A 26,721-nucleotide genomic window follows, 5' to 3' on the forward strand; every position below is an offset into this window, starting at 1 on the left:
AGCTAATTCGGGCTTTTGCGTAACTTGTAGCCACCTAACTTAGGTCTTTAAAGAAGCAACTCCTATTGAATCCACTTAAGCGGCTTTTTAAACAAACGTTCATTTATGGCCTGGCCACCGTAATGCCAAGGGTCATCTCTTTCTTTTTGTTACCGCTGTATACCGCCGTATTTGAGAATGCTTCAGGTTACGGACAGTACACGAACATATATGCCTGGATAGCCATCTTTAATGTGTTTTTGGCCTATGGTATGGAAACGGCATTTTTTCGGTTTTACCATAAAAGCGGGGATAAGGCCAAAGTGATATCTACTTCACTGATATCCTTGCTGAGCTCTTCCTTTCTGTTTCTGATTCTTGCCCTGTCGCTTAGGGAATGGTTATCCAGCGTAACCAATATCAACGCAGATTACCTTAAGTTCACCACCTATATTTTGGTTCTTGATGCCGTGGTCATTATTCCGTTTGCGCTGCTAAGAGCGAATGAGAAACCAATGCGCTATGCGGTCCTAAAGACCATTAATGTGGCCATAAACTTGGCTTTTAACGTATTTTTGCTGTTGGTACTCCCAAAAATGGCACAAGAGGCGGACACTGGCTTTTTCGTATCCCTGTACAAACCCAATTGGGAAATCCATTACGTTTTGATATCTAATGTAATCGCCAGCGGAGTAACCTTATTGATTTTGTTGCCCACCTACCTAAAGGCATCCTACACGTTCGATTTGGGCGTTTGGAAACAAATGATGAAATATGCAGGACCCATTCTTGTAGCTGGAATCGCTTTTACCATCAACGAGGTATTGGATAAAATTTTACTAACCGAACTCCTTCCATCCGACATTGCCGAAAGTGAAGTGGGAAAATATGGTGCCTGCTACAAACTGGCCTTGTTTATGACGCTGTTTGGGACCGCTTTCAGAATGGGGGTGGAACCCTTTTTCTTTAGCCATGCCAAGAGCGAAAAACCCCAAAAAACATATGCACAGATTACCAATTACTTTGTAATCCTTGGGAGCATTATCTTATTGGGAGTTATCGCTTTTATCGATGTACTGGGCAGACTGCTATTGCACAACCCTGTGTATTGGGAAGCTTTGGATGTGGTTCCTATTATCCTATTGGCAAGCTTCTGTCTGGGGATTTACCACAACCTCTCTGTTTGGTATAAAGTAACGGACAGAACCAAATTTGGCGCTTATATTTCTTCCGTTGGGGCCATCATCACTTTGGTCATTAATATAAGCTTGATCCCAAAAATAGGATACATGGCTTCGGCCTTGGCCACCTTGGCCGCCTATGGTAGTATGATGCTCCTCTCCTATCACTTTGGAAAAAAATACTACCCTGTACCCTACAACATGCGAAAGATTGTGTTTTATCTATCCGTATCGCTGGTGTTTTCCATACTTTCGTTCTATGTTTTTAATAGAAATTTAATAGCCGGCAGCCTACTGTTTTTGTTATTTTTGGGCTTAGTGTACAAGTTGGAAGGAGATAAATTAAGAAGCATATTTTTAAGACGTGAAGATTAAGATCATCAACAAATCAGGCCATAAGCTGCCACATTACGAAACCCTTGCCTCCGCAGGGATGGATTTAAGGGCGGATTTGGAATCCCCCATCACCTTAAAACCTCTGGAAAGGGCCATTGTCCCCACTGGACTGTACATGGAGCTCCCTGTGGGCTATGAGGCCCAAGTACGGCCACGTAGCGGGTTGGCGGCCAAAAAAGGAATCACCGTGTTAAACGCCCCTGGAACGATTGACGCCGATTATCGCGGAAACGTTGGGGTAATACTGGTAAATCTTTCCAATGAAGATTTTATTGTGGAAAATGGTGAACGTATTGCCCAAATGGTCATCGCAAAGCACGAACGTGCCGAGTGGGTAGAAGTTGAAGCCCTTTCTCAAACGGACAGAGGCGAGGGCGGATTTGGGAGTACAGGAGTGAAGTAATAATGTCAGGTCGAGCCTGCCTTTGTCCACAGACAGGCGCAGTCGAGACCGCATAAATAAGTATAACCTATAAAAAGATACCCGCCTTCGCGGGCATTAGCATGAAAATAATCGTACCCATGGCAGGGAGGGGATCTCGCCTAAGACCGCACACACTGACCGTTCCAAAACCGTTGATTCCTGTTGCAGGAAAACCTATAGTGCACCGTTTGGTCACTGATATTGCTAAAGTATTGGGCGAACCAATCGAGGAAGTTGCCTTTATTTTGGGTGATCCTGCCTTTTTTGGGGATGATGTGGTGGAAAGCTTAATGGCATTGGCGGACGAATTGGGCGCTAAAGGGTCCATTTATCGACAAGAACAACCGCTTGGAACTGGGCACGCTATCATGAGTGCCAAGGAATCCTTGAGCGGTCCTGCAGTAATCGCATATGCCGATACCTTAATACGAGCCGATTTTGATTTGGATAAATCGGCCGATAGCGTTATTTGGGTGAAGCAAGTGGAGCGCCCCGAAGCGTACGGAGTGGTCCAGTTGAACAGTGACCATCAAATCGTGGAATTGGTTGAAAAACCGCAAGAATATGTATCTGACCTTGCTGTAATCGGTATTTATTATTTCAAGGATGTTGGAGTGCTCAAAAATGAGCTGCAGCATGTTTTGGATCATGATATCACCCATGGTGGGGAATACCAAATCAATGATGGCATCAAACGGATGATGGAAAAGGGCATGAAATTTGTTCCGGGTAAGGTGGATGAGTGGATGGATTGCGGCAACAAAAACGTGACCGTGGAAACCAATCAGCGCATGTTGGCCTTCTTGGAAAAGGAGGGCGAAAACATGATTGCCGATTCCGTGACACAAGAAAATGCCAATATAGTGGAACCCTGTTTTATTGGAGAGAACGTAGTGCTCAAAAATACCACGATAGGGCCATATGTTTCGGTTGGCGCGAATACCGTTGTGGAGAATTCGACCATAAAAAACAGCCTCATCCAGAGCCATAGCAGGATTACCAATGCCAATTTGGATAATGCCATGATCGGGAACCATGTAATTTATAATGGTAATTTTGAGACCATTAGCATTGGAGATTATTCTGTTTTGGAATAACTTTAGAACACATTTTTGGTGGGATGGGGACTTAGGACGTTACTATGAAAAGGAAACTGCTGGTTTGGTTGATTGCGGGAGCATCAGTACTGATGCATAATCATACCTGTGCCCAAGAAGAACAGGGGAGCGCCGAGGTCTACTTAGAAGAATATACCGATGAGTTTCAAGAAAATTTCTTTGAAGCCCTCAAACAGAAAGGCATCCAAAACTACGATAGGGCGGTAGACCTCTTATTGAAATGCAAGCAACTGGAACCCAACAACAGCGTAGTGGATTACGAATTGGGTAAAGCCTATATGCTCGATAAAAAGTACGTGCAGGCGCAAGATTATGCGATTGAGGCTCTATTATCGGAACCAGAGGACTATTGGTATTTGGACAATGTGCTCACCATTTTGGACAAACAAGGAAGCCCCGTGGAGACTATCAAAGAACGAATTCCTTATGGTAATACCAAGCTTAGGCAGAACATGGCGCTCTTCTTCTTCAAAATGAAGCAGTACAAGGAAGCCACCAAGGTGTTGGAAGGTTTACCAAGTTCCTCCTTGAAATCGGAGCTAAGCCGAAAGATTAAGGATTCCCTCCAAAAAAGGGAAAATATAGAAGAAGTTACACCCATAGTGCAGCAAAAAGAGCCTGTAAATGACCCATTGGCCCAACTAAAAAGAACATTGGACCAATACATTGAAGCGTCTGATTATACAGCCTTATTAACGGAATCCAAGGAGGCGTTGGACACCTATCCATTACAGCCATATTTCTATTACGCTTACGGAACAGCGTTGAATAATACCGGTAATGCAAACAAGGGGGTGGAAGTGTTGCTAAGTGGATTGGACTACCTATTGGATGACACTGCACTTCAAAATAAGATGTACAAGCAATTATCCGAAGGGTATTCCAAGATTGGGAATGCACAAAAAGCCAATGAATATTTGAACAAGATCAATTCAGGACTCTAATGAACCTACATAAAAACATATATAAAGCTGGAATTGCCGTAATTATGCTGGCAGCTTTGACATCGTGTAAAAGCACCAAATCGATTACTGGCGGGGAGGCCAATTCGCGACTTTCGGCAAAAAATATCGTGAATGCCCATTATTCCAACCAACCCAAATTCCGAACCCTGAGGGGGCGAGTTAAGATCGACTACACCAACGGGGACGATTCGCAAGGTGTCAACGTAAGCTTACGCATGGAAAAGGACAAAGTGATTTGGATGAGTGCGCCGCTCGGTGTTGTAAAGGCGCACATTACGCCCAAAAAAGTATCCTTTTACAACAAGCTCCAAAATGAGTATTTCGATGGAGACTTTAGCTATTTGAGCAAGTTGTTGGGTACAGAACTGGATTTTGAAAAAGTACAAAACCTACTTTTGGGAAACGCAGTGCTCGACCTCAGAAAAGAAAAACTCAATTCGGAAGTATACAACGGGAACTACCAATTAAAACCTAAGAAAGCCCAAGAACTTTTTAAGATTCTGTTTCAATTGGAGCCCAAAAACTTTAAAATAGCCAGTCAGGAAATATCACAACCGATTAACGCAAGACATTTATTGGCAAAATATACCTATCAAGATATTTCTGGAAATGTGCTTCCGGAGGATATACAAATCGTGGCCGAGGAAAAAGGTGAACTGACTACGATTGACTTGAGTTTTCGTAACTTGGAGCTCAACAAACCCATGAGTTTTCCGTACAAAGTGCCCAAAGGGTATGATAAAATTACATTAAAGTAATATGAAAGCTAAAATTTCATATCTTATTTATTGTTTGATACTTACATTGCTTACCTCGGTAACTTCATTTGCTCAAACCGGGGAACAGAAGGTGTTGGAGGCCAAACGGGAACGCTTGCAAGAGGAAATCAAAGAAATTAACCGTCTGCTGTTCGCCGAGCGCAAAGAAAAGGGTACGGTGTTGGACCAAATGGAGGCTTTGGACAACAAAATCAATGTGCGGCAAGAGCTGATTCGGGTAACCAATCAACAATCGAATTTGCTGAGTAGGCAAATCAATGTCAATATTAGAAGTATCAGCAAGCTTCGGGAGGATTTGGAAGTCCTAAAGGAAGATTATGCCGAACTGATTCAAAAAACCTATCAGAACAAGTCGCAGAATAATCGCTTGATGTTCCTCTTATCCGCAGAAAACTTTTTTCAAGCCTTCAAAAGGCTTCAGTACATGCAACAATATGCCAAACACCGTAAAAAGCAGGGGGAAGGCATTGTGCAAAAAACCGAGGAACTCAAAGCCTTAAACCAAGACTTGGTACGTCAACGAAAGGAAAAAGACCAATTGGTTGCAGAAAATCAAAAGGCTAAGGAGGAACTAAACAAAGAAATTGAGGCGCAGCGTAGTCTCTTAACGAGCATAAAACAGAACGAGGCAAAATATACCGCCGCCATTGCGGAAAAGCAGAAAGAGGCCCGTAGAATAGACAATGAAATTGAACGGATGATCAAAAGTGCGATTGCCAGCTCCAACAAAAGCTCGGGCAAATCCACAAGCAGTGCCACGTTTGCCCTTACTCCCGAAGCCAAGTTGTTGGCAGACAATTTCTCTTCCAACAAGGGCAGATTGATTTGGCCGGTGGAAAAGGGAATTAAAAGTCAGGGTTATGGAGTTTATGCGGACAAGTTATACCCCGGCATCAAGCATCGGAACAATGGCGTAACCATCACCACGGACAAAGGGAGCAAGGCGAGGGCCATTTTTGAGGGCGAGGTCATTGCCATTCTATCCGTTCCCGGAGGGAACAAAGGCGTTCAGATCAAACATGGAAATTACATCAGCACCTATTATAACCTTTCCAATCTCTATGTAAAAAAAGGGGATAAAGTCGCCGCCAAAGAAGTGCTGGGCGAAATAAATACCAATCGGTTGGACGGCACCACAAAGTTGAAATTTTACCTGTACAAGGATTCCGACCGCTTGAACCCCGAGGATTGGATCTATCAACTTTAACACTATGAAGAAAATAACTGATTTACAAGGCTCTTTTGAACTACACAATGGGGTCCAGATGCCCTATTTTGGATTGGGCGTTTATCAATCCGATGATGGAAGCGAAGTCATAAATGCGGTAAAGGCAGCTTTAAACCATGGCTATCGTCATATCGATACCGCTGCCATTTATCACAATGAAGAAGGCGTTGGTACCGGAATCCGCGAAAGTAATGTAAAGCGCGAAGATGTTTTTTTGACCAGCAAGGTGTGGAATACCGATCAAGGCTATGACAACACGCTCAAGGCGTTTGAGGCCAGTTTGGAACGTTTGGGAACCGATTACTTGGATTTGTATTTGATTCATTGGCCCAAAGGCGACCTCTCCAAGGAGACCTGGAAAGCCTTGGAAAAACTGTACAAGGAAGAACGGGTCCGTGCCATTGGGGTCAGCAACTTTTTAAAACATCATTTAGAGGATTTGTTGCCTTCGGTGGAGCTTGTGCCCATGGTCAACCAAATGGAGTTCCACCCCTATTTGGTGCAGCAGGATTTGATTGATTTCTGTGTGTCTAAAAATATCCAGTACGAGGCATGGTCTCCTTTAATGCAAGGGCATATATTTGATTTGGATGTGATGAATGATTTGGCGTCGAAATACAACAAGACCATTGCACAGGTAGTACTGCGATGGGATTTGCAAAAAGGGGTGATTACTATTCCAAAATCATCCAAACCAGAACGCATCAAGGCCAATGCCAACCTTTTTGATTTCGAATTGTCAGATGAAGACGTGCAATTATTGGATAGTTTGGAAAAGGGCAAACGATTTGGACCAGACCCCAATAATTTTGATTTTTAATCAAATAATTGATGTAACTTTCAGCCAACCAAATCTTTACTTAAGTAATGAGAAGAAACCTACTTGTTTTCATTATAGGTATAATTGTATGCTCATGTGAGTTGACCTATGAGGACAATACCCGCCTTTTGGTTGATGGCCAAGTGATTTCCTTTGAAAGTACAGTAATTCCCGAACTTCCCGTAGATGTTTATGCCTTAGGAACTTTCACTTCTTTTCCCTCAAGGAGGGAGCAAGTAGCTTTGATAGGCGAATCAAAATTAAGGTCAGATGGCCAATATCAAGTCATTACCATCTCACCAGAAAACAGTGATTTCATTTCAGTGGCTATCAATGATATCGGTAAAAACGGGTACAATGCATTCTGGCCAACAGTAGAAATTAATGGGCTACAACCATTTTCATTGGAAAACTTCAAATATAAAGTTCCTGACATTGCTATTGGGCCTTTGGAAGATACAAGTTTATTAATCAATCGGGTAGCCAATATGCAAGACACACTGTCCTATGGCATATCTTACAATTCTACCCTAAAAGAGGTCAATTTAAATTTCGGTGAGTTCGAAGAAGAAGTGTTCCAAAGGCAATTATTTGGGGAGTTATACCCATCTGATATGACTAGGGAAGTTCCATTAAGGGTCATACAGGGAGAGTCTATTAAAATCAGTTATTCATTGATTAATAACGGGATAGTTGGGCGAGGAGAAATCAAAATACAATATAATACTGATGGGTATACTTTTGATTTTTAAAAGGATTGCATTGATTTCAATGCTCTTTCTGCCGCTATCCTTATTATTCGGGCAAGAAGAGCAAAAAGAATTGCAATGGGATATCTTAGGCGAGCTAAGTATTGCATATGGTATACCCTCCAGTTATGGGAATAATTTTTTGGCCGAAGGATATGACCTCAGAAATGCCACAAACATCACAGCAAATGTTTTGGAATCGCCCAAATGGTTGATTGGAGGACAATGGAGCTTTTTTAAAGGAGATGTTGTTGATATTAGCAAAGTTGGAGGTATAGATAACTCTAGAATAACGCATTTGTATGTTACAGGTAGCTACTCCATATTGGAACACAAAAAAAGAATCACCCTAAGAACAGGTTTGGGCATAGGTTATGCCCTTTATAGACATGAGAAAGACGCTGCCAAGTTCAGGGATGATGGGTTTTCCATACTGGCCAAGATTGACCTTGGCTATAGAATAAGCAATTCGTTTGGTGTATTTCTCAAACTGGACCACTACATGGATTTATTGAGTATTGATGCCGCACCAGAGATCGAAAACTCTTTGAAAAGAACTCAAACTTTGGTTCCTTTCGTGGGAATTCGACTGTATACTTTTTAGTTGTTCAAGAAAAGCGCCTTAAGCTCTGTGGCATCGGCAGGCTTCATTTTACCGGCCAGGACCAAGCTCAATTGTTTTCTCCGAAGGGCAGCAGCGTAGCGCTCCTTTTCCAGCTCCGTTTCAGGCTCCAAAGGCGGTACTTCGGTTGGTTTTCCCGTATCATCCACGGCCACAAAGGTATAAATGGCCTCATTGGCCTTGGTGCGCTCTCCCGTAAAGCGGTCTTCGATCCATACATCCAAGAAAATCTCCATGGAAGTGTTGAATGCCCTCGAAACCGAAGCTTCCACGGTAACCACACTCCCTAAGGGAACTGCACTGTTAAATGCCACATGGTTTACCGAAGCTGTCACCGTAATACGGCGGCTGTGCCTCCGTGCCGAAATACTGGCCGCTCTATCCATTCTGGCCAAGAGCTCGCCTCCAAACAGGTTGTTCAGGGGGTTGGTTTCACTGGGCAATACCAAATCGGTCATTACCGTGCGAGATTCACTGGGTTTTTTAGCGCGCATACCTCTTTACATTTTGCGCAAAGATATTGAAGTAAGAAATGCTTTTTAAAGGAAAGTGGGATTATTTCTCTGAAAGCAACCAAGCATCTCGTGAATCCTCGGCTTTTACCTTTCTCAAAAAAACAAGGGCTTCCTTCGGGTCCTCAAAGCTGTCGTAAGCCACTTGATGAAGCCCATAGGTATTGGTGCCCAAATAAAAGGCATTATACCCTTTTGCCTTAAGTTGGTCAACACGTTTTTCCGCATTTGCCTCTTCCCGAAAGGCACCGGCGATTACATGATGTTTACCCAATTGCTTTTTGGTAACCTTGATATTGATGGCAGGCAGCTCCAAAGGAGCACTTTCAAAAAAAGTAGCCTCTTGAATAAGACGGGAAACCTCTTGCTGGGCATCTTGCTGGGCGGCCACCTCCTTTTCCTGAAGGTCGCCATAGGTTTTGTACGATGTAGCTCCCATAGAAACGGCCAACAGAATCACGGCGGCGTACTTGAGCCAAGGTCGGAACGAGCTCTGCTCCCGTTTTTCCGGAGTGATGATGAATGGAATCCGTTCTTCCAACTCTTCAATTTCCTCTTTGATTACCTCACGCTGAATAGGAGTGGCGGTAAAAGCAGAAAGTCCGAAGGAAGCCGTCAAAAAATTGACTTTTTCTTCCGGTTGAAATTGGATACGTTGCTCGGAATTATGCCACAAGGTCCCGATGCCAAAAAGCTCGATGCGCTCGCCTTGGGCCAATCTTTCTTTCCAATCTTGGGCCACGTTTTCCACTTCTTTCAACAGTTCTTCATATCCTAATTGCTTTTCTTTGGCAATATGGGATACCAAAAGACCGTCGTTTTTGGAAAGTTGGGAATTAAAGGAGATGACTTTGCTTGGCGGTACCAAAGTGTTGGTGGCCCTATCGATTTCTGCGGATGTACCATGTGCCAAAAAAGCCCCAAAACCGGGTACCACGACACAATTATAGTCAAACAACAATTTTTCTATGTGTGCATCTATCCGCATAGCCACAAATATTGTAAAAAATGGGGGAGTACAAAATAAGCCGGATAACTTTTTATTAACATTTGAAAAGCTGTATTTTGTGGACAACTTTGACGCCCAAATCAAATGACTGAACCTGAAATTATTGCGGCTTTGCGGCTGCAAAACATTCCCAATATCGGGGATGTGACCGCAAAAAAATTAATTGCGCACTGCGGAAGTCCATCGGCCATTTTTGAGGACAAACCACACCACCTCCTCAAAATTGACGGCATTGGTAAAGTGACCTTAAAAGGACTTCATGATACCCTATATTTGGATGAAGCCCAACAGGAGTTCGAATTTTTGTCCAAAGAGAACATTGAGGTGTCCTATTTTATGGATGACACCTATCCTGAACGCCTTAAACATTGCTTGGACGGTCCCATTCTTTTGTTCCAAAGGGGCAATATCAATTTGAAGCAGCAAAAAATCATCAGCGTGGTGGGCACGCGGAATTTGACCAGTTACGGGAGTTCCTTTGCCCAACAGTTTATAGCCGAATTGGCCCCGTTGAACCCCATTATTGTAAGTGGATTGGCTTATGGTGTGGACATAAAAGTGCAAAAGGCGGCGATGGATCACGGATTGCAGACGATTGCTTGCATGGCGCATGGCCTGAATCAAATTTATCCCAAAGCACACGCCAAATATCAATGCAAAATCGAGGCCAATGGTGGTTTTTTGACCGAATTTTGGAGCACTAGTCAACCCAACCGAGAGAATTTCCTGAAGCGGAACCGAATCATTGCAGGTATCAGCGAAGCTACCATTGTCATAGAGTCTGCCGAAAAGGGGGGTAGTTTGGTGACCGCTGATTTGGCCCATGGCTACCATCGAGAGGTGTTTGCCGTTCCGGGCCGGGCCACCGACAAATGGAGCAAGGGCTGCAACGACCTCATCAAATACCAAAAGGCCCACTTATTGACCTCTGCCGCCGAGCTGATTTACCTTTTGGGATGGCAAATCGAGGAAGAAAAGCCAGAGAAAACAGTGCAGAAGCAGCTGTTCGTCGAGTTGGACGAAACAGAACAGTCAATCTACTCCTACCTGCAGTTGAACGGAAAACAGCTACTGGACACCGTGGCTTTGGAGTGCAAATTGCCCATTTTTAAGGTATCGTCCACTTTGGTGCAAATGGAAATGAAAGGCGTGATTCGTCCACTGCCCGGTAAACTGTTCGAGGCGGTGTAGGTTTTGTTGGCAGTTGAGGGTTCGGGAGTCTGAAGTCCGAAGTCGGGAGTTTAGAGTTAGGGGTTTCAGGTTTCAGGTTAAGATGTCAGTTCGAGTGTTTTTTGGCGGATTTTCAAAAAAGGAGTCAAAAAATGTATCGATAACCTTGTTCAGTGAGGAACCAAGAACCAAGAATCAAGAATCAGGAGTGAAAAGGCCATAGAAAATAGACTTGGTTTGATGGGTAGTTGGAAGTCCGAAGTCGGAAGTCGGGAGTTTTGAGTTGCGTGTTTCGTGTTGCGAGTTAGGATGTCATTTCGAGCGCAGTCGAGAAATCTTTGTGGGAGTCAAAAGTCAGGTATCAAGACTCAGGAGAGAAAAGACCATAGAAAACAGACTTGGTTATTGGCTGCGGGCAGTAAACCTAAAATGCTGGATAAGATGTCATTTCGAAACGAAGTGAGAAATCTATCGGGAGTCAGAAGTTTCGTGTTGCGTGTTTCGTGTTGAGAGTGGGCAGTTGACACTAATTACACGAATTAACACCAATAGGATAGAAATGACCTTTTGAAGTTAAACCTTAAACTTTGAACTTGAAACTTGAACTTGACCTTTGAGTTTGAACTTGAGTTTTCCCATTGGATTTCTCCATCGTCACTTCGTTCCTTATGTCGAAATTACACGAAACAGCCCAGTTTTGAACTATTTCGAGGCCAGTTCATCTATAAACGCAAAAACAGAACAGTCGCCCTGATTTTGGTTGTTGTTCATCGAAACTTTACCACGGTAAATCGAGGTTTAATCGGTCTTGGAAGAAAAATCAAGGTTTTTACGAGTATTTATAGGGTTGCTGGTTCCCAGTCGGTCGCTCCAATTTCGGATGAACTGTTAGTACCCCAACTTTTCACGTACTCTTGCCAGTACCCCATCGGCCACTTTACGCGCTTTTTCGGCGCCAAAGGCCAGGGCTTCGTCCACTTCGTTGGTGTGGGTCATGTAATACTCGAACTTTTCGCGGGGCTCTTCAAATTTTTCCAAGATCAGTTCGTACAAGGCTTGCTTGGCATGGCCATAACCGTAGTTTCCGGCCAAATAGTTGGCACTCATTTCTTCGATTTGCTCGGGAGCTGCCAAAAGCTTGTAGAGGGCAAAAACATTGTCCGTGCTAGGGTCCTTGGGGTCTTCCATGGAGGTACTATCGGTAACAATACCCATGATCTGCTTGCGCAATTTTTTGTCAGGTTGGAACAGATTGATGAGGTTACCGCGGCTTTTGCTCATTTTTTCGCCGTCGGTCCCGGGAACGTACATGGTCTGTTCGTGCACCTTGGCTTCGGGCATCACGAAGGTTTCGCCCATTTGGTTGTGGAAGCGGGCAGCCACATCGCGGGTCATTTCCAAATGTTGCAACTGATCTTTTCCTACGGGGACAATTTCGGCATCATACAATAAGATATCCGCCGCCATCAACATAGGATAGGTAAATAGGCCTGCATTTACATCTTCCAGCCGGTCGGCTTTGTCCTTAAAGGAGTGGGCCAGCGTCAACCGTTGGTAGGGAAAAAAACAGCTCAGGTACCAGGCCAGTTCTGCGGTTTGTGGGATATCGCTCTGTCGGTAAAAAACGGTTTTCTCAATGTCCAGGCCAAAAGCGAGCCAAGCGGCTGCAATAGCGTAGGTGTTGTTGCGCAACAGTTCCCCGTTCTTAATCTGGGTTAGGGAATGCATATCGGCAATAAAGAGAAAGGAATCGTTCTTGGGGTCTTGGGCCATGTCAATAGCAGGCATAATGGCCCCTAAAATATTCCCCAAATGGGGTGTTCCTGTACTTTGTATCCCGGTCAGAATTCGCGCCATGCTTCCTTTTTTGCGCGTAAAAGTAAGCATCCCCCGCGTATTAAAAAAGTAGTAGTTTGTCTAAAAGATAGGCTATGTGCCGAATGAAAATTCCGAAATACTTTACATTTGGCCCCATGTTAGGTGTGGTGAGAAATGTGGGGCATGTTTTGTACCGGGTATGGTTCTATATCCTGGTTACCGTACCTATACTGTTGTTTTTTCCATTATTGCTGCTTTTTACGATTTCCGAAAAGACCTATCATCATTTTTTTTGGCTGGCACGTAACTTTTGGGCCGTGCCTATTTTGTACGGGATGGGCTGTTTTCCCAAAATTGAACGGCAACAGCGTATGGAAAAGGGCAAAAGTTATATGTTGGTGGCCAACCACACCAGTATGCTCGATATTATGCTGATGCTCATCGTTAGCCGTAATCCCTTTGTGTTCGTGGGCAAAAAAGAACTGGTAAGTATTCCCATTTTCGGATTTTTCTATAAAAGGGTATGTATTTTGGTGGACAGGGACAGTGTAAAGAGTAGAACGGGCGTGTACCGAAGGGCCCAAAAACGGCTGAACCAAGGCTTGAGTATCTGTATTTTTCCTGAAGGCGGTGTCCCGGAAGAAGAAATTGTTCTGGACCAATTTAAGGATGGCGCTTTTAAAATGGCGATTGCCCATAAAATCCCCGTGGTACCCATCACCTTTTTGGACAATAAAAAACGGTTCTCCTTTACCTTTTTAAGCGGTGGACCTGGAAGGATAAGGGCAAAGGTGCATCCATTCTTCGAAACGGGCATTTTGAGCGCGGAGGATACTTCCACGTTGCGCGAAGAGGTAAGAACCGTAATTTTAAAGGATTTGACCTAAACCAAATTCGGGAGTTGCAACAAGATGCTTTTCTTGTACATTCCCTTGGCCCTCACACTGGATGTTTGGTGGGCGATGCTGTAGCCTTTGACCGTATTCAGAAGTCGTACTTGGTCTTTCCACTTTAGGATATCTTCCCGGTAATCCAGGTTTTTTGGAACATGGGGATCCAAATTTTTACAATGATACTCCACCTTCAGGATCACGGATGTTGAGGTTGATTTAATATCGATATGGAAATGTTGGTCAATTTCTTGGTTGATGGATGATTGTTCCACAATGTTCTCAAAGAGCATCAAGATGATGAAAGATGGAATAATGGCCTCCTCGATATTGTGATTGTCCTTTTCTATGGAAATGGTGTAGGCAAAGGAGTCATCATACCTCAACTTTTGAAGCTTTAGGTACCAGTGCAGCATATCGATTTCGTGATACAATGGCGTGGTGTCCTCTCCCAATTGTTTAAGGTAATATCGGACCAAACGGCTAAAGGTGGAAAAGTAATCCAAGGCCAGCTTGGTTTTTTGTGCCGTTATAAAATACTGGATGGCATTGAGCGAGTTGAAAATAAAATGGGGGTTCAACTGGGAATTCAGGGCTTTCAGCTTTAGCTCCATCATTTCCTCCCGTATCTGAAAAAGTTTGTCCTGCTTTTCCAAAAGCTCCAGATTGGCGCGCACACTCTTAATTTTTATGGCACAAATGGAGGCAATGGCGGATAACATTTTGAGGTGGCGCTCCGTAAAAAATCCTTTTTCGGGGTGCTCGCAATCGATAACGCCGTAGAGTTGGTCCTCATAGGTAATGGGGACACAGATTTCGGAAAGCCGGTTGTCATCATCCTCGATATAGCGGGGGTCTTGGGAAGTGTCCACAATCAATTCCGCTTGACGTGTTTTGGCCACCGCCCCAGTGATTCCGTGCCCAACGGGGATTTCAACAGGATTGTGCAGGGTACGGTCTTTTGGGTTCTTGGGGCCGTAGGCTGCCTTTTGAATAAGGACATTGTTGTGGTCGACCAAGTAGACCACGCAGTCCACAAAGCCCAGTTTGGCGATACAATTCTTGGCGATATCCCAAAGAATATCCTCTTCGTTTTCCTTTCCCATCAACGATTTGGAAAAGTACACAAGGATGTCCTCAAAATTCTCAGCGGTCACAGTATCAATCCTTTGGTTAGTGTTGATGTGGAAAAAGTAAGAAAAATATGCGAATGTTTTATAAAAAAAAGCGCCCTAAGGATAGAGCGCTCGAATGATTGCTTAAAGGAGCAATCTTCCTAACCAACGTCTTAGATGCTAGAACCTGAAACTAAATCCGCTGTACACACCAATGGAATATGGCCGAAAGTTGCCGGAAACATTGGAAAAGGTGTTCAATTGGTATTTGAACACAGGTTCTACATTGATCTGTATTTTGGGTGAAAACTTGTAATTGAGCCCCATACCAAAATTGGCACTAAAATTCGTCGAATTGATGTTATTGGCTTCGCCCACTTCGGTGATGAGTTCATTGGATTCCAGCAATACGGCATTGTCTATCAAAAACAGGGAGCTTACCCCACCGATAACATCAACTCCAAATCTTTTATCCACAATTGCGTAATTCAACTCCAAGGGAACTTCAATATAGCCCAGTTGTTGTACCATGGACCCATCAAAGGCGGCTGCTTCGTTAAAGGCAATCTCCTTGGAATTGACGGCGAGTGCATCTTTTGCATTGTTTTTACTCTCTACAACGATGGATAGGGCGTTTGGATCGTAGTTGATGTTTTCGATCCTGTCGTTGGAGGCGGATCTCAAGGTAGAGGAAAACACAACATCATTGGTGTTGTATCCAAAGTTGACCCGATGCACCCCTGATCGTATTTTTAGCTTTTTTCCCACCTCGTAGGCCACGTTAACACCATAACTCAAATTAACGTTTCCTGATTTGGAGTTGGATGCAAAACTGGGGTCTATGGGCGAGCCATCGCCAGAGGCGTCAAAGTATACGGGTGCCACCGAGGGCCCAACGGACCATTTGCCAGACTTGTTTTGGGCGACGGCCTCCTCCTCAATTTCGTTCTGCTCGGCTATCGCATCATAAATGGACTGCTTTTCAGTCTCCTGCTGTTCCTCATTAATCGCTGCCATTTCGGCTGCGGCTGAAGGCGTTTCATTGTTGGACTGATTTTTAGATACTGAATCGGGACTTTCAGAAGACACAATACCTTCATTAACGTCCATAACAGTTCCCGTAATGGTCTGCCCATCATTTTCGCCCAAGGCATACCGATTGGTTTTATTGTTGGCCTTTGAACGGTTTTCAAGCGTGTTCTGCTCGGCGTTCTGGGCCAAGGAGGCCTGGTTTTTATTAAAATTGCTGTTGGGCAGCGTCTTTTCTTTGTTGATAGTGGTTCCATCATCAGTGTTGTTCACCAAGCCCTTTTGATTTTCAGGAGTTGCTTTCGTGTTTGTCCCATCTTTGGTAATATCGGATTCCGACTTGTCCATGGTTTTGGGCGATGCAACGTTTTCCTTTTCAGAAATCACCTGTGGTTCTATGGTGTCTTCCGCAAAAGGGTTTGCTACCAGTAGCAACAAAACCAATGCGGCAGCAACGCCGCCAAGGCTCCACCAAATGGGAAAGGCGCGTTTCTTTCTTTTTTTCTGGTCCAAGGAAGCTTCGATGGAGGCCCAGACCTTTGGGTCGGGCGCCTCTTGGAAGTCGCTAAAGCGTTCCTTGAACAATTGCTCTAAATTCTTTTTCCCCATTGTCATTTCGTTTAAGCAATGTTTATTTTGGTTTTTTCTATTTTTTCCCTCAAAATCGCCTTGGCCCGAGCCAAATTTGATTTGGAAGTTCCAGTGGATGTCCCCAACATCTCACTTATTTCCTTGTGGCTATAACCGTCCAGCACATAAAGGTTGAAGGTGAGCCGATATTTGTGCGGCAGTTCCTGAATGTATCCCAGTAAAGTGGAGAGACTGATGTCGGTACCATCGGTGTCCACATCTTCCTCATCTTCGGTATTCTCGGAAACTACATTTAGGTGCTGGTCCTTTCTGTATTTTTGAAGGACGGTGTTTACCGTAATCCGTTTGATCCAGCCTTCAAAAGATCCTTTGAAACCGTATTGATCGATCTTGTCAAAAATGGTCATAAAACTATCGTGCAGATTGTCTTCTGCCTCCGTTTTGTTCCGAGAATACTTGAGGCACATCCCGAAAAGAATACCGGAATATCTCCGGTATAGTTCAGCTTGTGCCTGTCGGTTTCCCTTTTGACAATGATATATCAGTTCTTCAAGATCCAAATGTTGGTCAATGTTGGATTTTTGTTGTTATTGATTTGTGTTCTCCGTTTCTGCAATCGGGACGGTGTACTCCAAAAAGGTCGGGTTGCCGTCTTCATCATCGCCTGCATAAAATCGGAATACATAGTCTTTGGTGTAAATTACATTAAATTTTAAGGTGGCTACAACTTCTTCTACAGCTTGTGTACATACAGTGTCCTCATCGGTGAGCACAGAGCCTACCACGACAACGTCGCGACCGGTTTCTGCGGTTTGTGACACATTAAAGCCTTCAAAAAAGGTACAGCCATTTGGCCTTAGGTAGGTTACTTCAATATCGTAGGTTTCCCCAAACTCGAACGATTCGGGCATTTGGGCCTCGACCGTGGTCAGCGAGGTAAAGTAAAAATTGGGGGAATCATCGTCCACCTCACAGGAGATGAACCATGAGCATGCCACAATCAATAAGAAGGGCATCAGCACTTTTTTCATAATTAATCCTTTTCCCCTAAGATGTATGGTATACACAAGGGTTGCGTAGGATTTGAAAAGGCCAATGTCAATCTACCAGAAAAATCGATAAAAAAGTTTACTGGTTTACTGCGGCAATGGCTTCTTTGATCTTGGCTTCCAATTCTTCTGCAAGCTCTGGATTGTCCAACAAGAGCGATTTTACGGCATCCCGCCCTTGTCCAAGTTTAGTGTCGCCATAACTGAACCAAGAACCACTTTTCTTCACGATTTCGTAGGCCACTCCCAAATCGAGGATTTCCCCGATCTTGGAAATTCCTTCTCCGTACATAATGTCGAATTCAGCCGTTTTGAAGGGAGGTGCCACTTTGTTTTTGACCACCTTTACCCTAGTCTTGTTTCCTTGGACCTCACCGTGCGTATCCTTAATCTGGGTAGACCTTCTAATATCCAATCGCACCGAAGCATAAAATTTTAGGGCGTTACCACCGGTAGTCGTTTCAGGATTACCGAACATGACCCCGATTTTTTCCCGCAACTGGTTGATGAATATTACGGTACATTTTGTTTTGCTGATAGTGGAGGTTAGCTTTCTCAAAGCTTGCGACATGAGCCTCGCATGCAATCCCATTTTGGAATCCCCCATTTCCCCTTCGATTTCACTTTTTGGTGTCAAAGCGGCCACGGAATCCACAATAACAATGTCGATTGCCCCGGAACGGATCAGGTTGTCGGCAATTTCCAAAGCTTGCTCCCCGTGATCGGGTTGGGATATGATCAAGTTGTCGATATCCACCCCTAATTTTTTGGCATAAAAACGGTCGAAAGCGTGTTCAGCATCAATAAAAGCGGCAATACCTCCTGCTTTTTGTGCTTCGGCAATGGCGTGTAAAGTCAGCGTAGTTTTACCCGAGGATTCAGGACCGTAGATTTCCACCACTCTTCCTTTGGGGTAACCGCCCACACCTAGGGCAATATCCAGTCCCAATGAGCCGGAAGGAATCACTTCAACATCTTCCACAACACTGTCCCCCATTTTCATGACAGCACCTTTACCGTAGGTTTTGTCCAACTTGTCCAGGGTTAGTTTAAGTGCTTTTAATTTTGCTTCTTTCTCGTTGCTCATGGTAAAAAATATTAGGAAGGCTAAAATACCATTTCTTTCCACATGAAAAAAAGGGCACGCAACCTTTTTAATAACATTACATCCTTAAAGTACTAACTCATCTCCATAGAGCCTTTTGGCTCGCAATTGCTATGAGAAAGAGAACGCTGCTATGAGAAAGTAGTAATGGATTAAAGGGGCCTTCGCGGCCCTTTTAGTTTGCTCTCCCTTAATTTTCTATCTTTGCCGCACATTTAAAAGAACCATTCTTAAAACTTAATCCGGTATAGCATGCAACTGTACAACACATTAAGTGCAAAGGAAAGGGAAGCGCTTATTGAGGAAGCCGGGAAAGATCGGCTTACCATCTCTTTCTACAAATATGCACGCATAGGCAATCCACAGATTTTACGAAACCATCTTTTTTTGGCTTGGGACCAAATGGAAGTTCTCGGGCGCATTTATGTGGCCCACGAAGGAATCAATGCACAACTTTCGGTGCCAGCAGATAATTTCAATAGCTTCAAGGATCATTTGGACAGTATCACCTTTTTGGAAAATGTAAGGTTGAACATCGCCATTGAACAGGACAACAAGTCCTTTTTGAAATTAAAGGTTAAGGTACGCGATAAAATCGTGGCCGATGGATTGAACGATGACACCTTTGATGTCACCAATAAGGGCATACACGTAGGCGCCGAACAATTTAACCAGCTTATCGAAGATGAAAATACTGTTCTGGTAGATATGCGCAACCACTACGAAAGCGAGATAGGGCACTTTAAAAATGCCATTACCCCAGATGTGGATACCTTCCGCGATTCGTTGGACATCATCGAAAAGGATTTGGCCGCCCACAAAGAGGACAAGAACCTCGTGATGTACTGCACCGGAGGCATCCGTTGCGAGAAGGCCAGTGCCTACTACAAGCACAAAGGCTTCAAAAACGTTTTTCAACTGGAAGGTGGCATTATCGAATATACCCGACAAGTGCGCGAAAAGCAATTGGAAAACAAATTCTTGGGTAAAAACTTTGTTTTTGACCATAGGCGCGGTGAGCGCATCTCCGAAGATGTGATCGCACATTGCCATCAATGCGGAAAGCCTTGTGATACCCATGTCAACTGTGCAAACGAAGCATGCCATTTGTTGTTTATCCAATGTGATGAATGTGCCAATGAAATGAACAATTGTTGTTCGGTGGATTGTATGGAAGTACATGCACTGCCCTACGAAGAACAAAAACGTTTGCGTAAGGGCAAGGGAGCCAGCAACAAAATATTCAAAAAAGGACGCTCTCCCGTGTTGAAATACAAGAAGTAGCATTTCACTACTGCCACAAATTGTACTATATTTACATCAAGTAATTTTTTATGAACCCTATTGGGGCTGCTCAAACAGTGTAGCAAAACAGGTTCTTTCATCGGCGTGGTGGATGTATGATTTGGATTTCCCTATGTAAGATGGACTTCCGGTCCGCGCTAGAACAGACAGTTTGCTTTTTTTGGCTCTCCAATCAAGATATTAAATATGGCGTGTAGCAGTTGTTCAACCGGCAAGGATGGACAACCGCGTGGGTGCAAGAACAATGGTACTTGCGGCACTGATGGTTGTAACAAGCTCACAGTCTTTGACTGGCTTTCCAATATGTCGTTGCCCAACGGTCAAAAACCCTTTGATTGCGTTGAGGTACGTTTTAAAAACAGCAGAAAAGAATTTTTCAGGAATACGGAGAATCTCACCTTGTCCATTGGTGATGTGGTAGCCACCCAGGCCAAATCCGGCCACGATGTAGGGGTAGTTACCCTTACCGGAGAGCTGGTTCGAATCCAGATGAAACGAAAAAAAGTTTCTCCGGACGATAAGAACCTTCCTAAAGTTTACCGAAAGGCCAGTCAACGGGACATTGATATTTGGCAAAAATGTCGGGACCGCGAAGAAGAAATCAAAAAGCGTTCGCGGGAGATTGCCATTTCCCTAAAACTTGAAATGAAACTGAGCGATGTGGAGTTTCAAGGGGATGGTTCCAAGGCCACCTTTTACTACACTGCCGAGGATCGTGTGGATTTTCGACAATTGATCAAGGATATGGCGAAAGCCTTCGGTATCCGAATTGAAATGCGCCAGATTGGATATAGGCAAGAAGCGCAACGTTTGGGAGGCATCGGGTCCTGCGGTCGGGAGCTTTGCTGCTCCACTTGGTTGACCGATTTTAGGTCGGTGAGCACGGCATCTGCCCGCTATCAACAATTGGCCCTCAACCCACAGAAATTAGCGGGCCAATGCGGTAAATTAAAGTGCTGCCTCAATTACGAGCTCGACATGTATCTGGAAGCGCTCAAGAACTTCCCGCCGTCCGATTGTAAGTTAAAAACACAGAAGGGAATCGCATTTTGCCAAAAAGCCGATATTTTTAAAGAAACACTTTGGTTCTCTTACAAGGATGAACCTGCTACTTGGCATACGCTTTCCAAAGATCAGGTACTGGAGATTTTGGAACTCAACAAAAAGAACCAAAAAGTGGCCAGTCTCGAAGAATATGCCGCGGACAATGTTACCGAGGATAAAACCACTTTCGAAAATGTGGTCGGGCAAGACAGCCTTACCCGATTTGATCGGCCAAACAGAAAAAAGCGTAGAAAGAAGAAGCGCAGAAAACCAAAATCTAAAGCATCTCCAAATGCGAAATAAATTGCTGTTACTACTGGTGTTGGTTCTTGCTCTATCCTCCTGCAACGAACTTTTGGTCTATTCGGATTATCAACCCATCACCGACGGTAAATGGCAGATGGATCAAGGAGTTGATTTTCAATTCTCTGAACTGGACTCCACCCAAACCTATAATGTGTTCATCAATATTAGAAATGATGACACTTTTGCCTTTAGCAACCTATTTTTGATTACCGAACTGGAATATCCCAGCGGAAATACCGTTAAAGATACATTGGAGTACCGCATGGCCGAGCCGAGCGGCGAATGGCTGGGAAAAGGAATGGGAAGTATCAAGGAAAACAAACTTTGGTACAAGGAAAAGATCGATTTTCCGGATTCTGGCGTATATAAGGTGAGCATTTCCCACGCCATGCGCAAAAACGGCGATGTGGAAGGCCTTCACATTTTGGAAGGCGTAACAGATGTTGGTTTGGAAATAGAAAAAGCACCCAAATTATAATGGCAAAAAAGCGTCAAAAAAAACAGCAGCAAAACTTTCTTCCCTTTATTAAATGGTTTTGGATTTTGTTCGGATCAGGAGTATTGGCCGTGGTCCTTATCTTTTTATTGGCCTCATGGGGGGTGTTTGGCGAAATGCCAACCTTTGAGCGTTTGGAAAACCCGGAGACCAATCTCGCTACCGAGTTTATTTCTTCCGATGGCGAAACCTTGGGAAAACTCTATTTGGACGACAACCGTACATGGGTAGATTATGAGACCCTGCCCCAAAACATAGTGGATGCCCTGGTAGCCACCGAAGATGCCCGTTATTATGACCATTCCGGAATCGATGCCAGAGGATTTGCAAGAGCACTAGTGTATTTGGGAACCAAAGGAGGCGCCAGTACCATTTCCCAGCAGCTGGCCAGACAACTTTTCGTTGGGGTCAGATCACGAAACTTATTTGAGGCCGTTACCCAAAAAATCAAGGAATGGGTCATAGCCACCCGCTTGGAACGCAATTATACCAAAGAAGAGATCATAGCCATGTACCTCAATATTTATGATTTTGGTTACAATGCCGATGGTATCCGGTCCGCTGCAAGAATTTATTTTGGAAAGGAACCTGCAGATTTGAGAATTGAGGAGTCCGCGGTTTTGGTGGGTATGCTCAAAAACTCGTCCCTTTACAATCCCATCCGTAGAGAAGAACTTGTATTGAACCGCAGGAATACGGTATTGGGTCAAATGGCCAAATACGGTTATATCTCCGAAAAAGAAAAGGATTCCCTTCAAAGTTTGGAGATGAAAATCAATTTTAATCCAGAGTCGCATCGAGAAGGTCTTGCCACCTATTTCAGGATGTATATGCAGCGCTATTTGAACCAATGGGTCAAGGAAAACCCCAAACCGGATGGTGAGAAATACAATATTTACCTCGATGGGTTAAAGGTCTACACTACCATAGATTCCAGAATGCAACGCAATGCGGAAGAAGCGGTTCAGGAGCACATGAAAAACCTTCAGGCCGAGTTTTTCCACCAAAATACCCCCGACCGAAATCTCACCGCACCCTTCTTGGATGTGAGCAGGGGAGCCATCGACACGATCATGCGCAATGCCATGCGACGTTCCGCGAGATGGCGACACCTCAAACGCGAAGGACTGTCCGAAAAAGATATCGAAGCCACCTTCCGCGAAAAAACGGAAATGACCGTTTTTGATTGGAACAGCGATTCTTTTGAAAAGGACACCATCATGACCCCAATGGATTCCATCCGATACTATAAAACTTTTCTACGTACCGCCATGATGTCAATGGAACCACAAACAGGTCACGTAAAGGCATGGGTAGGAGGAATCGATTACAAGCACTTTCAGTACGACAACGTAATTCAAGGATCTAGACAAGCGGGTTCATTATTTAAGCCTTTTGTCTACGCAGCTGCCATAGATCAATTACGCTATTCGCCATGTTATACCCTCCCCGACAACCAATATTGCATTGAGCCCGGGAAACATGGGAATATGGCTGCATGGTGCCCGAAAAATTCGGACGGAAAGTACTCCGGTGAGGATATGACCCTTAAAAGTGCATTGGCCAATTCTGTCAATACCATTACAGCCCAGCTTATTGATCGGGTTGGACCTGGGTCGGTGGCGTCCATCGCAAAAAGTATGGGGGTTACCAAAGAAATTCCCGAAGTGCCTTCCATCGCATTGGGAACGCCCGATGTGAGCGTCTATGAAATGGTCGGCGCATTCGGAACCTATGCCAATCAAGGAGTTTATGTGAAGCCTGTCATGGTGACCCGTATTGAGGACAAAAACGGAACGGTACTTTTTGAGTACACACCAGAGACGAAGGATGTATTGAGCAAAGATGTCGCTTACGCCATGGTGAACCTATTGGAAGGAGTTACCGAATATGGTTCGGGCGGAAGATTACGGCACACCTACGGAAAAAATCAAACCGTATACAAAGAGATTATCACTGGATATCCGTACGAACTCACCAATCCCATTGCAGGTAAAACTGGAACCACACAAAACCAGAGTGATGGCTGGTTTATGGGCATGGTGCCGAATCTGGTCACAGGTGTTTGGGTCGGCGGAGAAGACAGATCTATACACTTTAACCGTCTTTTGTACGGACAAGGGGCATCTATGGCATTGCCTATTTGGGCACTCTATATGAAGAAGAACTACGACAACGAAGAACTGAATGTATCCAAGGAGGAGTTTGAAGCACCGGAAGAACTATCCATCAACATTGATTGCACAAAACAACAGGACGAAGAAGAAGATTTAATCGATACAGAAGACGATCTGGAAGACTTGGATTTTTAAACAAGAACTTATTTCTTAACAAAGCCTCAAGCATATCTTAATTTGCTTGGGGCTTTTTTATTTAAATCGTAATTTCAGGGCAAATAAATACGAATTCTATGATCAATAAAACAGTTGCCAATGTTTCTGAGGCTTTGAAGGGGGTAGAAGATGGAATGACCTTCATGCTGGGGGGGTTTGGCCTATGTGGAATACCGGAAAATGCCATTGACGAATTGGTCCGTTTGGGCATCAAGGACATCACCTGCATCTCCAACAACGCAGGAGTGGATGATTTTGGCCTTGGACTCTTGTTGCAAAAGCGTCAGATCAAAAAAATGATATCATCCTATGTGGGCGAGAACGATGAGTTTGAACGACAAATGTTGAGCGGTGAACTGGAAGTGGAGCTGACCCCACAGGGGACCTTGGCCGAAAAATGTAGGGCCGCCCAAGCGGGTTTCCCTGCTTTTTACACTCCTGCAGGCTACGGTACCGAAGTGGCCGAGGGCAAAGAGACAAGGGAGTTCGATGGAAAAATGTATGTACTTGAACCTGCCTTCAAGGCGGATTTTGCCTTTGTGAAGGCTTGGAAGGGCGATGAGGCCGGAAACCTGATTTTTAAGGGAACAGCAAGGAACTTTAACCCGTGCATGTGTGGCGCAGCGACCATTACCGTGGCCGAGGTGGAAGAACTGCTGCCCGCTGGGAGCTTGGACCCCAACCAGATCCATATTCCCGGAATATTTGTGCAGCGCATCTTCCAAGGTAAAAACTATGAGAAACGCATTGAGCAGCGAACCGTCCGTGAAAGGAAATAGCAATTGTCCCCTAGGGCGGGACTTTAGGGGTGTTTACAAAAGAAAATAATATGTTAGATAAAAACGGAATAGCAAAACGAATTGCAAAAGAGGTCAAGGACGGTTACTACGTCAACCTCGGTATCGGAATACCCACCTTGGTGGCCAATTTTGTCAGGGACGACATCAGTGTGGAGTTCCAAAGTGAGAATGGGGTATTGGGCATGGGTCCATTCCCGTTTGAAGGAGAGGAAGATGCCGATATTATCAATGCCGGAAAACAGACTATAACCACCTTGCCGGGAGCGTCCTTTTTTGACTCCGCCTTGAGTTTTGGCATGATTCGAGGGCAACATGTCCACCTCACCATTTTAGGGGCCATGGAAGTAGCGGAAAACGGTGATATCGCCAACTGGAAGATTCCCGGGAAGATGGTCAAGGGCATGGGAGGTGCCATGGACTTGGTAGCCTCGGCAGAAAACATTATCGTGGCCATGATGCATACCAATAGAGCGGGAGAATCCAAATTGTTGAAAAGGTGCACCTTGCCCTTGACAGGGGTCGGTTGCGTAACCAAAATAGTGACCAATCTGGCCGTGTTGGAGGTAACACCGGAGGGCTTTAAACTATTGGAGCGGGCACCGGGAGTTTCCATTGAAGAAATTCAAGCAGCTACCGAAGGTAAATTGGTCGTGGAGGGTGAAATTCCAGAAATGCAAATTTGATACTAAACGGCTTAATTTATACAACATAATATTGCCATTACACAACAATAGTTTTATATTGCCATTCAACGATTATATATTTGGTTATAACGAAATTGTTACCCAAATTAACCACAAACCGATTGAACCATGGCACTAAAATCTAACACTACGATGAACGAGAATGTTCAAGTTTACAGGAACGATTTTTTCACAGGTTTTATGCTTTTGATCAAAAAGCTGTTCATGCTTTAGGTCAACCAGTTTAAATCCCCCTGAAAAATATGGAGCCAACGTATTGTTCGGCTCTTTTTTTTGCGATAATTTTAGGCAAAACCAACCCTATGCAACTATCGCTTCGCAAATGTACCTTGACCGATCTGGATGATCTGTTGGAAATGTCCAAAACCACTTTTGCTGAAGCATTTGAAAAAGACAATAATCCAGAGGACTTTAAGGCATATCTTCAAGAAGCCTTCCACCCCCGGAAACTTGCCAAGGAATTGTCCAATATCTACACCCATTTTTATTTTGTACACAACTCATCCAAACGGGTTGCCTACATGAAACTCAATGTAGCTTCCGCACAAACGGACGTGCATCATCCGCGAGCGATGGAAATAGAGCGTATTTACGTGGCCCGGGAATATCAGGGCAAGCAAGTTGGTGCCTGGATGTTAAATGAAATCAAGTCCATTGCAAAAAAGTTCCATAAGGAATTCATTTGGCTAGGGGTTTGGGAGCATAATCCAAAGGCCATAGCTTTTTACAAACGCCATGGGTTTGTCAAATTTGGTGAGCATCCCTATTACATCGGAAAGGACAAGCAGACCGATTGGCTCCTTCGACTAGACCTTAAGTAAGTTGCTCAAGAACATAATGTCCCCTTCGGCCTGCAATTTGTAGGCAAAGGAATTTTCAAAAGCCGCATGGATGAGCAAGGAAATCGCCATTGCGTTCACTTTGGTCAAGCTGTTGGTTCGGTACACCACATCTCGAATGGTTGAAAAGCTTACATTGCTCTGAATGGCAATATTGGCAAAATCGTTTTTGGTGGCATTACGGCGGAGCACTTGGGACAGTCGCTCGCTGATCGGTTTTCCGTAATCCTCTTCCGTAAAAATGGAATCTTTTTCTAGAAATGGCCCTAGGCCTTTAATGGAACCCATATATAATTCGAGTTTAAATAATTATATGTTGGGGTCAAATCCTATTTTCTATATTTG

At 44.3% G+C, this 26,721-nt stretch carries 27 protein-coding genes; 18 read left to right on the plus strand and 9 right to left on the minus strand.

The window, feature by feature from the left end:
- Window positions 1-65 precede the first annotated feature (65 nt).
- From ABNE31_RS03070 to ABNE31_RS03110, 9 genes are all read left to right on the plus strand, one after another.
- Window positions 66-1,535 (plus strand): oligosaccharide flippase family protein, encoded by a 1,470-nt coding sequence (locus ABNE31_RS03070; protein ID WP_349352332.1) that lies wholly within the window; start codon window positions 66-68, stop codon window positions 1,533-1,535.
- On the plus strand, window positions 1,525-1,959 hold the full coding sequence (gene dut / locus ABNE31_RS03075; RefSeq protein WP_349352333.1) for a dUTP diphosphatase: 435 nt from the start codon (window positions 1,525-1,527) through the stop codon (window positions 1,957-1,959). The genes ABNE31_RS03070 and dut overlap by 11 nt, the downstream gene beginning before the upstream one ends.
- Before the next feature lie 101 nt (window positions 1,960-2,060).
- Entirely contained in the window at window positions 2,061-3,077 is a 1,017-nt protein-coding gene (locus tag ABNE31_RS03080) for a sugar phosphate nucleotidyltransferase (RefSeq protein ID WP_349352334.1), read from the plus strand.
- A gap of 44 nt (window positions 3,078-3,121) precedes the next feature.
- Window positions 3,122-4,042, plus strand: a complete 921-nt coding sequence (locus ABNE31_RS03085; RefSeq protein ID WP_349352335.1) for a hypothetical protein — start codon at window positions 3,122-3,124, stop codon at window positions 4,040-4,042.
- Window positions 4,042-4,821 carry a DUF4292 domain-containing protein gene (locus ABNE31_RS03090; protein ID WP_349352336.1) on the plus strand — a complete coding sequence of 260 codons (780 nt, stop codon included), beginning with the start codon at window positions 4,042-4,044 and terminating at the stop codon, window positions 4,819-4,821. The genes ABNE31_RS03085 and ABNE31_RS03090 overlap by 1 nt, the downstream gene beginning before the upstream one ends.
- A 1-nt stretch (window position 4,822) precedes the next feature.
- A complete protein-coding gene (locus tag ABNE31_RS03095) occupies window positions 4,823-6,049 on the plus strand; it encodes a peptidoglycan DD-metalloendopeptidase family protein (protein WP_349352337.1) in 1,227 nt (408 codons plus the stop codon).
- Window positions 6,050-6,053: 4 nt separating this feature from the next.
- Window positions 6,054-6,890: an aldo/keto reductase gene (locus ABNE31_RS03100; RefSeq protein WP_349352338.1), complete on the plus strand. Its 837-nt coding sequence runs from the start codon at window positions 6,054-6,056 to the stop codon at window positions 6,888-6,890.
- Window positions 6,891-6,937: 47 nt separating this feature from the next.
- Entirely contained in the window at window positions 6,938-7,642 is a 705-nt protein-coding gene (locus tag ABNE31_RS03105) for a hypothetical protein (RefSeq protein WP_349352339.1), read from the plus strand.
- Window positions 7,620-8,243, plus strand: a complete 624-nt coding sequence (locus ABNE31_RS03110; protein ID WP_349352340.1) for a hypothetical protein — start codon at window positions 7,620-7,622, stop codon at window positions 8,241-8,243. The genes ABNE31_RS03105 and ABNE31_RS03110 overlap by 23 nt, the downstream gene beginning before the upstream one ends.
- On the opposite strand, the gene ABNE31_RS03115 is transcribed toward ABNE31_RS03110, so the two are convergent.
- Both ABNE31_RS03115 and ABNE31_RS03120 read right to left on the minus strand, forming a co-directional pair.
- On the minus strand, window positions 8,240-8,755 hold the full coding sequence (locus ABNE31_RS03115) for an acyl-CoA thioesterase (protein WP_179383299.1): 516 nt from the start codon (window positions 8,753-8,755) through the stop codon (window positions 8,240-8,242). The two genes, ABNE31_RS03110 and ABNE31_RS03115, sit on opposite strands and share 4 nt — an antisense overlap.
- A gap of 61 nt (window positions 8,756-8,816) precedes the next feature.
- Window positions 8,817-9,761 carry an SPOR domain-containing protein gene (locus ABNE31_RS03120; protein ID WP_349352341.1) on the minus strand — a complete coding sequence of 315 codons (945 nt, stop codon included), beginning with the start codon at window positions 9,759-9,761 and terminating at the stop codon, window positions 8,817-8,819.
- A 105-nt stretch (window positions 9,762-9,866) separates the two neighbouring features.
- Here ABNE31_RS03120 and dprA point away from each other — a divergent pair, with 105 nt between their 5' ends.
- On the plus strand, window positions 9,867-10,973 hold the full coding sequence (gene dprA / locus ABNE31_RS03125) for a DNA-processing protein DprA (protein WP_349352342.1): 1,107 nt from the start codon (window positions 9,867-9,869) through the stop codon (window positions 10,971-10,973).
- 867 nt (window positions 10,974-11,840) lie between these two features.
- Here dprA and trpS read toward each other — a convergent pair.
- The gene (trpS, locus tag ABNE31_RS03130) at window positions 11,841-12,809 is read right to left on the minus strand and encodes a tryptophan--tRNA ligase (RefSeq protein WP_349352343.1); all 969 of its coding nucleotides are present in this window, start codon (window positions 12,807-12,809) and stop codon (window positions 11,841-11,843) included.
- Window positions 12,810-12,925: 116 nt separating this feature from the next.
- Here trpS and ABNE31_RS03135 point away from each other — a divergent pair, with 116 nt between their 5' ends.
- On the plus strand, window positions 12,926-13,657 hold the full coding sequence (locus tag ABNE31_RS03135) for a lysophospholipid acyltransferase family protein (RefSeq protein WP_349353021.1): 732 nt from the start codon (window positions 12,926-12,928) through the stop codon (window positions 13,655-13,657).
- Here ABNE31_RS03135 and ABNE31_RS03140 read toward each other — a convergent pair.
- The 5 genes from ABNE31_RS03140 to recA all read right to left on the minus strand — a co-directional run bounded on the left by ABNE31_RS03140 (window position 13,654) and on the right by recA (window position 18,531).
- Window positions 13,654-14,817 (minus strand): histidine kinase, encoded by a 1,164-nt coding sequence (locus ABNE31_RS03140; protein ID WP_349352344.1) that lies wholly within the window; start codon window positions 14,815-14,817, stop codon window positions 13,654-13,656. The genes ABNE31_RS03135 and ABNE31_RS03140 overlap by 4 nt on opposite strands.
- Before the next feature lie 138 nt (window positions 14,818-14,955).
- Window positions 14,956-16,413 (minus strand): hypothetical protein, encoded by a 1,458-nt coding sequence (locus tag ABNE31_RS03145; RefSeq protein ID WP_349352345.1) that lies wholly within the window; start codon window positions 16,411-16,413, stop codon window positions 14,956-14,958.
- An 11-nt stretch (window positions 16,414-16,424) separates the two neighbouring features.
- Window positions 16,425-16,955 carry a sigma-70 family RNA polymerase sigma factor gene (locus tag ABNE31_RS03150; protein WP_179383305.1) on the minus strand — a complete coding sequence of 177 codons (531 nt, stop codon included), beginning with the start codon at window positions 16,953-16,955 and terminating at the stop codon, window positions 16,425-16,427.
- 27 nt (window positions 16,956-16,982) lie between these two features.
- Window positions 16,983-17,426: a hypothetical protein gene (locus ABNE31_RS03155; RefSeq protein ID WP_179383306.1), complete on the minus strand. Its 444-nt coding sequence runs from the start codon at window positions 17,424-17,426 to the stop codon at window positions 16,983-16,985.
- A gap of 97 nt (window positions 17,427-17,523) precedes the next feature.
- Window positions 17,524-18,531 carry a recombinase RecA gene (recA, locus tag ABNE31_RS03160; RefSeq protein WP_127140449.1) on the minus strand — a complete coding sequence of 336 codons (1,008 nt, stop codon included), beginning with the start codon at window positions 18,529-18,531 and terminating at the stop codon, window positions 17,524-17,526.
- A 270-nt stretch (window positions 18,532-18,801) separates the two neighbouring features.
- Between recA and ABNE31_RS03165 the strand changes: the two genes are divergently transcribed.
- The 7 genes from ABNE31_RS03165 to ABNE31_RS03195 all read left to right on the plus strand — a co-directional run bounded on the left by ABNE31_RS03165 (window position 18,802) and on the right by ABNE31_RS03195 (window position 26,358).
- Complete coding sequence (locus ABNE31_RS03165) at window positions 18,802-19,833, plus strand: rhodanese-related sulfurtransferase (RefSeq protein ID WP_349352346.1); 1,032 nt, start codon at window positions 18,802-18,804, stop codon at window positions 19,831-19,833.
- A gap of 207 nt (window positions 19,834-20,040) precedes the next feature.
- Window positions 20,041-21,201, plus strand: a complete 1,161-nt coding sequence (gene ricT, locus ABNE31_RS03170) for a regulatory iron-sulfur-containing complex subunit RicT (RefSeq protein WP_179383308.1) — start codon at window positions 20,041-20,043, stop codon at window positions 21,199-21,201.
- Window positions 21,191-21,682: a gliding motility lipoprotein GldH gene (locus ABNE31_RS03175; protein ID WP_349352347.1), complete on the plus strand. Its 492-nt coding sequence runs from the start codon at window positions 21,191-21,193 to the stop codon at window positions 21,680-21,682. The genes ricT and ABNE31_RS03175 overlap by 11 nt, the downstream gene beginning before the upstream one ends.
- Window positions 21,682-24,012, plus strand: coding sequence for a transglycosylase domain-containing protein (locus ABNE31_RS03180; protein ID WP_349352348.1), 2,331 nt, complete (start codon window positions 21,682-21,684; stop codon window positions 24,010-24,012). Before ABNE31_RS03175 ends, ABNE31_RS03180 begins: the two co-directional genes overlap by 1 nt.
- A gap of 98 nt (window positions 24,013-24,110) precedes the next feature.
- Window positions 24,111-24,812 (plus strand): CoA transferase subunit A, encoded by a 702-nt coding sequence (locus ABNE31_RS03185; RefSeq protein ID WP_179383311.1) that lies wholly within the window; start codon window positions 24,111-24,113, stop codon window positions 24,810-24,812.
- A 50-nt stretch (window positions 24,813-24,862) separates the two neighbouring features.
- Entirely contained in the window at window positions 24,863-25,516 is a 654-nt protein-coding gene (locus tag ABNE31_RS03190; RefSeq protein ID WP_179383312.1) for a CoA transferase subunit B, read from the plus strand.
- A 323-nt stretch (window positions 25,517-25,839) separates the two neighbouring features.
- Window positions 25,840-26,358: a GNAT family N-acetyltransferase gene (locus ABNE31_RS03195; protein ID WP_349352349.1), complete on the plus strand. Its 519-nt coding sequence runs from the start codon at window positions 25,840-25,842 to the stop codon at window positions 26,356-26,358.
- On the opposite strand, the gene ABNE31_RS03200 is transcribed toward ABNE31_RS03195, so the two are convergent.
- A complete protein-coding gene (locus tag ABNE31_RS03200) occupies window positions 26,344-26,664 on the minus strand; it encodes a hypothetical protein (protein WP_179383314.1) in 321 nt (106 codons plus the stop codon). The genes ABNE31_RS03195 and ABNE31_RS03200 overlap by 15 nt on opposite strands.
- Window positions 26,665-26,721: the final 57 nt, after the last annotated feature.

This window comes from Flagellimonas sp. MMG031 (assembly GCF_040112705.1).
Taxonomy (GTDB): domain Bacteria; phylum Bacteroidota; class Bacteroidia; order Flavobacteriales; family Flavobacteriaceae; genus Flagellimonas.